The organism is Evansella tamaricis (genome assembly GCF_019042215.1).
In the GTDB taxonomy this organism is placed as follows: Bacteria; Bacillota; Bacilli; order Bacillales; family Salisediminibacteriaceae; genus Evansella; species Evansella tamaricis.
In genome coordinates, this window is sequence record NZ_JAHQCS010000115.1 from 1 (window position 1) to 11,154 (window position 11,154).

Here is an 11,154-nt window from a genome sequence, read left to right on the forward strand (position 1 = left end):
ATAGGTTACACTTGGTTGGACAGATTCGTTAAGGTCATATACACTTGATTCAAATAAACGCTGAGGGGAATCGGTAATGGCCAAACGAGAGAGAAGGAGCTACACAAAAGAATTTAAGGAACAAATAGTTCAGTTGCACGCTTCTGGTAAGCCAAGGGCTGAAATTATCAAAGAATACGAGCTGACGCCATCTGCCTTTGATAAGTGGGTTAGGCAGCACCAGAATAGTGGGTCTTTTGAAGAGAAAGAGAACCGTACACCGGAACAAGAAGAGCTAATTCGTTTACGAAAAGAAAATCAACGACTAGCAATGGAGAATGATATTTTAAAGCAAGCCGCGCTGATCATGGGACGAAAGTAGATGTGATCCGACAGAACAGTCACAAATACTCGGTATCAGCAATGTGCGAGGTCCTACAACTACCGAGAAGTACGTATTATTATGAAGCAGAGATTCGAGATAACCAAGAGGAAGAGTTAACGAATCTGATCGTCGATATTTTTAAGAAAAGTCGGGATAACTATGGCCAGAGAAAGATAAAGATAGAGCTAAAAAAGAAGGGTTGGAAGGTTTCTCGCCGGCGTATTGGCCGAATCATGAAAGAACAAGGATTAGTTTCCAAATACACCGTAGCACAATTCAAGCCTTCTAGAACGTCTTGTAATGAATCGGAGATAGGGAATACATTGAACCGTGAATTCGATCAAGACCAGGAACTGAAAGTGATTGTGAGTGATTTAACATACGTTCGAGTTCAACAGAAATGGCATTATATTTGTGTTTTAGTAGATTTATATAATCGTGAAATTATTGGCTACAGCGCTGGTCCTCATAAAAGTGCTGAGTTAGTTCAGCGTGCCTTCACATCAGTAAAATACAATCTTAATAGACTTGAATTATTCCACACAGATAGAGGAAGTGAATTTAAAAATAAACTGATTGATCAAGCCCTAGAAGCCTTTGGTATAGAACGCTCATTGAGTGAAAAAGGAACGCCTTATGACAATGCCGTAGCTGAAGCTACATTCAAGACAATCAAAACAGAGTTCGTTCATGGGAAGGTTTTCTCTAGCCAACACGAACTTGACCTTGAACTTTTTGACTACGTACATTGGTACAATAATATTCGAATTCATGGATCACTAGGTTATTTAACACCGTCTGAATACAAGTTAATACACCTTTAAATATTTGTCCACATAAGTGTTGACATACCATATTTTCCTTAGCAGTCAGATCTAGAAAAAGAGCGATCTCTTGAGGAACCACTCCGAGGATCGGACGTATAACAGTGGGATCCTTTACAATAGACTCTCCTTTGATGAAAACATCACCTTCTGTTGGTTTGATGAGAGAAGAAATCATTGAAATTGTTGTTGATTTCCCTGCTCCGTTTGGACCTAATAATCCGATTATTTCTCCCTCTTCAATAAACATATTCATACCCCTGACCGCTTCTGTTTTCTTGAACTTTTTTTTCAAATCTACAACCTCTAACATGTTAACCACTCCTCCAACATTCCGTACGAATAATTACCTTATCTGATTTCATTTTAGCTCCTTAATAAAACATCGAATAGTACACTCCGTCACTAAAATGCCTTAATAACCGTGACCGAGGTCACACTTTACTATGGAAAAAAGTCAGTCCGAATGAGATAATTGTTGAACAAATTCTTAAGGAGAGATCCCAATGAGTAGTCAAATCAATATTTACCATTCTGTTCATACAGCACTAAAAATGGTTGCATTTACTTTTGATGATGGGCCGAACCCACAATATACCCCCGAAGTATTAGACATTTTCAATGAATGTAATGGCAAAGCAACCTTTTTTATGATTGGAGAAAAAATGAAAGAATACCCAGACATCGTTAGTGACGTTGTATTAAAAGACCATGAGATTGGAAACCATACTTGGTCACATCCCATGTTAACGCAACTAAATCAGGAGAAGTGTAGAGAGGAGCTAGAGTTAACTCATTCCATTATCATGGAACTGACTGGGTCCACTCCTGCCATTTTCCGACCACCATTTTTTGATTATAATGAAGAGGTAAATTCTGTAGTAATGGATTTTAATTATGACGTTATTGGGGCTCTTAATCCAGATGCAACAGATTGGGAAATGCCTGGGGTGGAACATATCATTTCCAAAAGTCGTAACCACATTGGAAATGGAAGCATTCTCCTGTTTCACGATGGATTCGGTGACCGTTCTCAAACGGTTGAGGCAGTAAGGACTCTTGTACAGGAAGTCTTATCAGATGGCTATCAACTTGTAACAATAAGTGAATTATTGAAGTCAGCAAGAAAATGATTATTACTCATCAACGAAAGTAGGTAAAGGATATGAAACTTGAAAAAGGGCAAAAATTTTTGTTAGTTGGAGACTCTATCACAGATTGTGATCGTGTAAAACCAGAAGGAGAAGGGTTATTTGGGGCATTAGGAAATGGGTATGTTTCCTATGTGGACGGGCTTTTACAATCTGTTTATCCTGAACTAGGAATCCGTGTGGTAAACAAAGGGATCAGCGGGAATACGGTGCGAGATTTGAAAAAGCGTTGGGAAAATGATGTGATCGCTCAAAAACCTGATTGGTTAAGCATTATGATTGGAATTAATGATGTTTGGCGTCAGTACGACACCCCTTTTATAAAGGACAATCATGTTTACATAGAAGAATATGAAGAAACATTAGAAAAACTGATTCAGGAAACTCGTCCAACGGTTAAAGGATTAATTCTTATGACACCATATTATTTAGAAAAGAATGAGGAGGATGCCATGCGCCAAACAATGGACCAATATGGCCAAGTTGTAAAACGAATAGCTGAAAATTATGATTGTCAGTTCGTAAATACCCAGGCTGCATTTGATCTCGTTTTACATGAACTTTATTCTGCCACATTAGCATGGGATCGTGTCCACCCGACTCCAACAGGACACATGGTCATTACAAGAGCACTGTTAAATAAAATTGGATTTGACTGGAATAAATAAAAAAGTCTTATAATAAGAAAAGCGCAGGCGCCTAGGCTCACGAGCGTAGGGCAGTGGAGGAATGACAACTAGAAGTCCGCTCTTTGACTTCGGTTGTCACTTCCGAAGTGCCTTAGGGACTGTAAAAGTGGAAAAGCACCACTTTTACAGTTCCCATGCGAGTAGGCGATGGAACCAGACTCGCCCGAAGGTGCCAAAACTTATTACTTCTTTTGAAAAAAGAAACGATACCTTCGGAAAGTCGTTCCTTTTCAGTTTTTCAATCTAATTTGGATACCAACATGAATGTTTCCTATTCGTTCGCAAACACTCACGTTCTATTAAACTAGATCATTCTTCAATGCATATATCGCCAGTTGTGTTCTATCCCGCAGTTCCAATTTATCTAATATATGACTAATATGATTTTTTACCGTTCCAACTGATAAGTAGAGTATTGCAGCTATTTCCTGATTACTTTTCCCTTCACCTACCAATCTGGTAATAGCCAGTTCCCGCTTAGTTAATGGAACTATAATCAGGTTCTTCTCCAATTCCTTCCTTTCCAAAAGCTTCGGAACTATTTTTGCGGCAACACCCTCGTCCAGGCTCATCCCACCAACAATTGCACTCTTCATGGCAAGGATAAGACGTTCGCTGTCCGTATCCTTTAACATATATCCCCGTGCCCCGTATCTTAATGCTTCTAAGGCATAGTCATCATCATCAAAGGTTGTTAAGATTAATATTTTTGCATCTGGATTTTGCTGAATAATTTCCTTTGTTGCCTCCAATCCATTCATTTCAGGCATTCGAATATCCATCACCACAAGATCAACCGCTGTTGGGTCAAAAAACTGTACCGCCTCTATCCCATTTGCCGCTTCTCCCACCACTTTAAACTCGTTGCTTTCCTCAATCATCATTTTCAATCCTTGTCTCACCAAATGCTGGTCTTCCACTAGCAAGATCCTTTTCATTGACCTGCTCCCCCTTTCGAAGTGGAAATGTTCCTATTAAATAAAAGGTTTTTTCTGTTTGATGAGCATACAACTTTCCCTTTACACCTTCAAAGCGTTTACGCATCTCTGATAAACCAAAGCCTTCCATAAAAGGTTTTAAAACATGTATTTTGTTCGTGACAGTCATCTTCATCGTATGGTTTCCAAGTAATTCTAAGATCATCGTGACCTCACGCGATTGTGCATGACGCATGGCATTCGTTAGTCCTTCTTGGATGAAACGATAAACAACAACATTTTGTAAATTCGTTAGGGGAGCAGAAAGGACACCTTCTTTCGTTGTCAAATTGACACGGATATGACTTTCCACTTCAAGTTTACGGATAAGTTGGATAACAGAGCTCATCCCCGCCACTTCTCCTTTATTCAACGCTTTGACAGCACTCCTTGTCTCCATTAAACTTTCCTTTGCCATCTTCTTCGCTTCCTTAATGCCACCTTTTCCATCTTCTACTGTCCGCTCTAAAATTTCCAATTGCATCATCAAGGCTGTCAATTTATGACCAACTGAATCATGCATATCTCTTGCAACCCTTGTTCTTTCTTCTGCCCTTGCACTATTTTCAACCTGAACTGCCTGACGTTTAAGAAGGCGATATTCCTTAATAAGTTCATCATATAAATATTCCTTCTCCATTAACCTTTCTTGTATTTTATCTGTTAGCCAAACTGCAAGACCAAAAAAGATTATTAGAAGAATATGATGTAATAATATCGGTAGTTGTGTTGACCAATTCTCTGGAACCAAGAATGGAATCATACTTGCTGCAATGGTAGATAGAACTAACTTCCTTCCTTCTTTTTCTTTGAGAAAAATCAATTCTACAAGAATAAAATAATAGATAAATAGACCAGTAAACTGATTATGGAGAATAAAATATTGTATTACCGTATGAAAAGTCAACATGATAATATGTATGTATAATTTCACTCGAAACAGAGGCCTCAGAAAATAGAAAAGAAAAAAGCCGCTTAACAACAAAAGAAACACAGCATTTGACAACATGTTTTCTGAAGAATCTACTAGAATTAATACCCATATGCACAATAATAATAGGAATCGCCCAAGAAAAGACCACAAATTTTTCCCCATCCATTTCCCTCCCTTATCCTATATTACTTTTATTATACACGAGGGAAACAAGTTTCTGTTTTGCCTTCCCATTAATAACAATCTCAAGCTCCTATGTGTCTTCCTCTACTCGTATTTTGAAGAGGTGAATCAGTCCATCGGGCAAAACGCCACGTCCTGTGGCATGCCCGATATTAGGACGTCCTGTCCGTTCATCGGGCAAAACGCCACGTCCTGTGGCATGCCCGATATTAGGACGTCCTGTCCGTTGAAACAAATCGCAATTTATTCAACGAAGTATCCCTCTTTGAGGCCGTGCCCGTGGCAAAGAAGATACTGCGAAGAATGAGCAGATGTCGCACTTGTACCTTGTGTGAAAGCGTCAGCCTGTAATGTATCCAAGCAAAAATTTTGCTTTAAAACAACAATCTATGCGAAAAGAGCCTTTCAAAAAAACCGACAACAATGACCACTGTTGACGGTATGAATATTATTTTTATAAAATTTAAACCGTATTAATTACTCCAACCATTCAATTTCCACTCCCCATTTTTTGGCAAGGGCGTCCAATTCCTCTTCATATTGTAAATATAGTGCATCGGATTCTTCATAATAAGAATCAGGTTCTTCTCCTGCTAACCATGCTTCTTCAGCCTTGATATGAAGATCAATGGCACGATTGTGGAGTTCATGGACCTCTTTTAATTGGTCTTTATCTATTTGGGCACCAATCTCTTTTGACCTTTCTAAAATGTCCCGTAAACCTGGAAGTAATATATTTTCCGTAAACTCATACAGTACATCTTCCGAATCAATTAATGCTTCTTGCTCAATTAGGCCAAGATAATCATTGGTTAATTCCTCCGTGTCCTCAAGATAAGTCATCATTCCATCTGTGTTTCCTAATACATTTTGTGCAAAATAATAACCAACATAACCAATAATTGCAACTAATATAATTGCACTGACCCACTTCTTCATTCTGCGCTCTCTGCCTCTCCATAAGTAAATTGAACCTAATATGATCATTATAAAATCAATTATAAAAAAAACAATAGGAAAGATCGTCCATGTAAACAGCAATATCTGAATAAATGGTCCGGTTTTTTTGGGAGTATATAGAAGTAAGAATGAAAAAAAGTGTCTCAAGGATTAATCTTGAAACACTTTTCTATCTTAATGGTTGTAAAAACGTATTTTAGGATGGACTATGCTGTTGTTGCTGCAAATTTACCTTTGAATAGCTTTGTTTGAAGATAAGGAATTACCCAGCGGTCCCCACCGAATTTACCGGCGTTATAACCAGCAGCTAAAATGAATACTGTCAACAGAATCATCCAAGGATTGGAAGAAATGGTGCCTGCGAACATGAATGCAAAGTTCATCATAATTCCAAAAAAGGCAGCAGCAGTAGTTAAAACACCTAGTAATAATCCAATTCCGACTAACAGCTCTCCCCAAGCTACCATAAAGCTAAATAGACCAGCGTTTGGCACTGCAAAATTTTCGATGAAAGCGTGATAGGTTGGATATTGTGTTGCGACAGTTTCATTATTTACTACACCCATTAAATAGCCTTGTGCGGTAAATGGCTCTCCTGTTACTTTTCCCCAACCTGCAGTCATCCATGACCAGCCAAGATATACACGTAAAATTGTTAAAATACCAGCAGCAATTTTGTTGTTTCGTAAGAATTCCATAAACATGTTACATTCCCCCTAAGGTTGTTTAAGTTTGAAAGATTAGTAAGTAATCCCTACTGTTGTTTTAATAAAAATATATGGATAATTGCTCTTGAATCTTCGTTTTTGAGTGAGTGATTACTAACTCTCTTTACACTCCTAGTATATATCAGGAAATCCCCTTTGACGCACTCTACCTGTGAACATCCCGTTGCAAACTGGTGACTAAAGTGTGACGGAAATCACACTTTGTAATTTGACTGTATAAATACAAGTAATAAAGAGATTGTCTTATGTATTTCGGTTGCTACCTCTGCTAAAACAGACTATATTAAATTGGAAATAAACAGTATGAAACTTGCCACAATTATGAAGTGAATTGGAAACGGAAATTTGGAAGTTGGAAAAATACCAATAAAAAAGAGGGTATTCCCTTAAGTCACATATTATGACATTTTGGGCACCCTCTACTATCTTACGTGCAATTTATTCTAATGAACTAGTTAACCGGAAGACAATTATTCGCTCCCCAGAGCTGGTGCTTAAATCAGTGTGAAAACATTTCACTTCCTTCCCAGTAACTTTTAGAATCAACTCTTTTAAAGTGGAAACATCTGTTTCTACTAGGTCAGAACGAGTTTTTTTCACAGTAGCTTTCCCTTCCTTTGTCTGACAAAGGGCGTATTCCGCGGGAGTTAAGATGCCATGTAAAGTAACAATAATCATATCCCTCAAAATATCCGTTTTCACAGAAACAGATCCCCTACCAAGATAATCTTTCTCCCACTGCGTAAGAATTTTACTAATTTCAGCTTCCACCGAACCTTTCGTCTTTTTCATCATATCCTCCCGTTTTCTAACCGTTGTAACATGGACAGTTTCCAGCCATACCGTTCGAAATTACCTCCAAATAAACCAACCTATTGAAGGATTCAGAATGTGATTTTTTTCTCAAACTTTAAACCAAATTCTAGCTTTTTCAGTCTTTAAAGTCAATGGGAGAAAGAACTACCCTTTTTTACCATCAATAACTTCCGGTGTAATCACTCTTCGTTCCGATAATGCTGGCATCCCTATAGTTTTAATTACGATAAATGCCAAAAGACATAAAAGACCTGAGATAATAAATGCTTGTGTAAATGGAAGAAATTTCAGGACGAATGGTCCAGCAAATGCCGATAACCCATAAGCTTGGTACATAAGTCCATAATTACTGCCCATGTTTTTCGTACCATAAAAATCTGCTGTGATGGTTGGATAGAGGGAAAGAAATCCGCCAAAACAAAATCCAATGAGAGACACACAAATTATAAACATGGAATAATTTAAGGTACCAAAGCTCATATAAAACATAATGAGTGCCGTTATTCCGTAGGCTACCATTAAGGCATTAACTCTCCCAATGGTGTCCGATAATTTCCCTAATAGGATTCTCCCTCCTGCATTAAATAAAGCGATTACCATGACCGCATTTGCAGCTTTTGACAAATCAAGATTTGCTAATTCCACACCAATATCCACCGCATAACTGATGACCATTAATCCTGACATGGAACCAAATAAAAAGAGAAACCATAATAGATAGAATTGATACGTTGTCAGCATTTCCTTTGTGGAAAACTGCTTTGTCCTTTCTACCATTTGTGCTTCAATTTCATCAATTTCCCGTTTCACAACTGGGGGATTTTTTAGAAGTTGTGCCCCAAGAATCACAAGACATGAATAAATGAGCCCAAGATGAAAGAAGGCGGATGAAACACCTACCGTATCAATCAAAAGGCGAATAACCGGCTGAAAAACTAGCCCACCAAGTCCGAAACCTGCCACTGCTATCCCACTGATAAATCCCCTTTTTTCAGGGAACCATTTTACGCAAGCCGATAACGGACAAACATAGGTCATTCCAATTCCCGCTGCTCCAATAACACCATAATAGAAATAAAGTTCCAGAAGAGTTGTTGCCTGACTTGATAAAAGCAATCCAATACCCAACAGTACTCCACCAATGGTTGCTACCCATCTCGGCCCGATTCGGTCTTGTAATCTTCCAGCAAAAATCGTACAAAAAGCAAATACAGCAATTGTTAAGGAAAACGTGAGCACCACTTCTTCCCGCTCCCACCCGAATTTATCCATCAACGGCTGATTAAATAAGCTCCACGCATAGACCGCTCCAAGATTAAGTTGAATGATTATTGCACCAAGAACGACAAACCAACGATTCATAGCCGCACACCTCCAAGATTACGTTTTTTTATAAGAAAAGCGCAAGCGCCTTTGGTCACGAGCGTAGGGCAGTGGAGGAATGACAACTAGAAGTCCGCTCTTTGACTTCGGTTGTCACTTCCGAAGTGCCCCGCAGCGAGTAGGCGCTGGAGCTAGACAACTTGCCCGAAGGTGCAAAAACTTATACTTTCTTACCTTTCAACAAAAAAAGAGACCAACGCCTTTAGAACGTCGGTCTCTTCCATACTCACTGTTAAGTGTTTATTCAAGCTACCATTTAAAAAATATGTTATTCATTTATAAGGATTTGTACGAAGACTGATTTCCTCTTCCCCTGTAAACGGACATTGGAAGGAGCTCTCAGATATTGAATAAAGTATAGTAAATTTGCTGTCCCTTGTCAATATCTTCACCATGATTCAATCATACGGAAAACGAACCTTGCATTTCCACTTCCTGAAACAGTACGTGCACAAAGCATGACAGGTTGAGTAACAGGAAGAACGAGGCGAATCTCTTCAATATCCGTTAATGCTGCTCTATTCCCTTGACCAGAGGCACCTAAACCAGCGTAAATCAATTCTCCTCCAGAAATCCCTGTGGCGGAAGTGTCCGATTCTAAGGCGGTTTCCGATGAAGTTGTATTTATTGGAGTACCAAAAGATGCACCTGTTAATGTTGGATTTAACCGAATCTCAAATACTAGATTTGTATCGGATAAGATATCAAGCCCACCTATTGTCACCGTAACAGAATTTGGACGGTCTGTCCCAGGAGGGAAATCTGCTTTTCTTCTAAAACTAACTGTAGGTGTAAAAGAATTACTCAAACTTACAGATAGACGGCGTTCTGATGTAATTCTGCTGATTGGGTCAAATGTTCCGATTACCCGAAATGAGCGCCCTGAAGTAAATAAATTCAGACCAGTTGAAGCGGATTCTCCTCCGTTAGTGACGTTCGCCCTTATTGTTAGATTGGGATCAATCACACTCGTTTCCCTTGTCGTTTTAAGCCGGTGGACAGTAACTACCTGCTGCACATTTTGTTCATCGGCAAGAATAATCCGGTAATCATTTACCCCATAACCATACCAGGTAAATAAGATTTCAAATATATTACCTTCACTTAACGTCAACGTCAATCCACTTAGTCCTGTTCCATCTAATTTATCTCCATTCCAGTCTTCCTGATACGTTTTGGTCGTCGTTCCCCCTCTTCGGATTGTAACATATATACCAGTAACATCTCGGCCAAAGAAAAAACCATTTTCATCACCAAAATATCCCCATTGAGTTCCTGACTATCTACAGGCGTGTCTGGAAGCCGTACTCCTATTCCACATTGAACTGCTGTTCCAGGTAAAACCTCCCCTTCTCTGCACTGTCTAATATTGCATTGTCATTCTCATTGGTCGTTGTACTTAATTGAAATTCAGTACCTGTAAAAGAAATGGAACCACTTCCATTTGTTGATGTTACATCACGTAATGCAGATAGACCATAAACTGATACTAATTCGATAATGGCATTACTTTGGGAAACTACTAAATCATCAAAAGGAGAATACTTGGTCTGAACAGTTAAAATCCCTTCTGGACTAATAGTTATTGGTAATACTTTGTTGGATTGTAACACTTTCCCGTGGATCTGGTTTTTCAATTGTTCTGGATTTCGATTGAAAGGATTGAAATTAGGCATACGTCCCCTCCAAATGCTCCATTAATCGACTAACTACTAAAGGGCTAATGTTAATTTATTGAAACGTTTTTAGACCGAGGTATCTTGTACTTCCCGTTACTAGAATAAAGTTAGTATTGCGCCTGCATATAAACTTTTAGTTTAGCAGATTCACATAGTTCTCTCACTGTAATTACTACTCTAACAAATTGAAGAAATCGTTGAGGAACAAAAACTTCCATTCCAAAAGGACAAATTACCTCCGACCTGATATCTGTGTAATAATGAATATCATCTGGACTAATTTGTATTTCCGCTTCAATCTCATTGTCATTAAGATTAACCACTGCAATGGTATAAACCTTAAGTTCAGATACATCAAATGGGGGAAGGGCTTGTTAGAGTAAAATGTTTGTGGGTGGAAAAAAAGTAAGTTAAGGAAGAATATGTAACCTTGGTGACGAGTGGGGAAGTGGTTTTATTCCCCACT

12 protein-coding genes and 2 pseudogenes are annotated in these 11,154 nt (G+C 38.6%); 3 read left to right on the forward strand and 11 right to left on the reverse strand.

Going from position 1 to position 11,154, the window contains the following annotated elements; genetic code table 11:
• Nucleotides 1-76: 76 nt before the first annotated feature.
• Nucleotides 77-1,188, forward strand: a protein-coding gene (locus KS419_RS14290) for an IS3 family transposase (protein WP_217066546.1) whose coding sequence is annotated in 2 segments (ribosomal slippage) — nucleotides 77-326 and nucleotides 326-1,188 — 1,113 coding nt in all. Because the reading frame shifts where the segments join, the coding sequence is not laid out codon by codon here.
• Here KS419_RS14290 and KS419_RS14295 read toward each other — a convergent pair.
• Nucleotides 1,184-1,444 (reverse strand): annotated as a pseudogene (locus KS419_RS14295) (ATP-binding cassette domain-containing protein); the annotation flags it as partial. The gene KS419_RS14290 and the pseudogene KS419_RS14295 sit on opposite strands and share 5 nt — an antisense overlap.
• 250 nt (nucleotides 1,445-1,694) lie before the next feature.
• Here KS419_RS14295 and KS419_RS14300 point away from each other — a divergent pair.
• A complete protein-coding gene (locus KS419_RS14300; protein ID WP_217067073.1) occupies nucleotides 1,695-2,321 on the forward strand; it encodes a polysaccharide deacetylase family protein in 627 nt (208 codons plus the stop codon).
• A 32-nt stretch (nucleotides 2,322-2,353) separates the two neighbouring features.
• Nucleotides 2,354-3,007 carry an SGNH/GDSL hydrolase family protein gene (locus KS419_RS14305; RefSeq protein ID WP_217067074.1) on the forward strand — a complete coding sequence of 218 codons (654 nt, stop codon included), beginning with the start codon at nucleotides 2,354-2,356 and terminating at the stop codon, nucleotides 3,005-3,007.
• Between the two features lie 320 nt (nucleotides 3,008-3,327).
• Here the strand turns inward: KS419_RS14305 and KS419_RS14310 are convergent, their stop codons facing one another.
• The 10 genes and pseudogenes from KS419_RS14310 to KS419_RS14355 all read right to left on the reverse strand — a co-directional run.
• A complete protein-coding gene (locus tag KS419_RS14310) occupies nucleotides 3,328-3,966 on the reverse strand; it encodes a response regulator transcription factor (protein WP_217067075.1) in 639 nt (212 codons plus the stop codon).
• Complete coding sequence (locus tag KS419_RS14315; RefSeq protein ID WP_217067076.1) at nucleotides 3,902-5,101, reverse strand: sensor histidine kinase; 1,200 nt, start codon at nucleotides 5,099-5,101, stop codon at nucleotides 3,902-3,904. Before KS419_RS14315 ends, KS419_RS14310 begins: the two co-directional genes overlap by 65 nt.
• A 91-nt stretch (nucleotides 5,102-5,192) precedes the next feature.
• On the reverse strand, nucleotides 5,193-5,357 hold the full coding sequence (locus tag KS419_RS14320) for a hypothetical protein (RefSeq protein ID WP_217067077.1): 165 nt from the start codon (nucleotides 5,355-5,357) through the stop codon (nucleotides 5,193-5,195).
• Nucleotides 5,358-5,599: 242 nt separating this feature from the next.
• Entirely contained in the window at nucleotides 5,600-6,061 is a 462-nt protein-coding gene (locus KS419_RS14325; RefSeq protein WP_217067078.1) for a hypothetical protein, read from the reverse strand.
• A gap of 227 nt (nucleotides 6,062-6,288) precedes the next feature.
• Nucleotides 6,289-6,786, reverse strand: coding sequence for a DoxX family membrane protein (locus KS419_RS14330; RefSeq protein ID WP_217067079.1), 498 nt, complete (start codon nucleotides 6,784-6,786; stop codon nucleotides 6,289-6,291).
• Between the two features lie 462 nt (nucleotides 6,787-7,248).
• The gene (locus tag KS419_RS14335; RefSeq protein ID WP_217067080.1) at nucleotides 7,249-7,602 is read right to left on the reverse strand and encodes a Na-translocating system protein MpsC family protein; all 354 of its coding nucleotides are present in this window, start codon (nucleotides 7,600-7,602) and stop codon (nucleotides 7,249-7,251) included.
• Between the two features lie 168 nt (nucleotides 7,603-7,770).
• Nucleotides 7,771-8,988, reverse strand: a complete 1,218-nt coding sequence (locus KS419_RS14340) for an L-lactate MFS transporter (protein WP_217067081.1) — start codon at nucleotides 8,986-8,988, stop codon at nucleotides 7,771-7,773.
• Between the two features lie 409 nt (nucleotides 8,989-9,397).
• The gene (locus tag KS419_RS14345; protein ID WP_217067082.1) at nucleotides 9,398-10,123 is read right to left on the reverse strand and encodes a hypothetical protein; all 726 of its coding nucleotides are present in this window, start codon (nucleotides 10,121-10,123) and stop codon (nucleotides 9,398-9,400) included.
• Between the two features lie 196 nt (nucleotides 10,124-10,319).
• Nucleotides 10,320-10,685 (reverse strand): hypothetical protein, encoded by a 366-nt coding sequence (locus KS419_RS14350; protein WP_217067083.1) that lies wholly within the window; start codon nucleotides 10,683-10,685, stop codon nucleotides 10,320-10,322.
• A gap of 110 nt (nucleotides 10,686-10,795) precedes the next feature.
• Nucleotides 10,796-11,032, reverse strand: a pseudogene (locus KS419_RS14355) (DUF6385 domain-containing protein); the annotation flags it as partial.
• Nucleotides 11,033-11,154 lie beyond the last annotated feature (122 nt).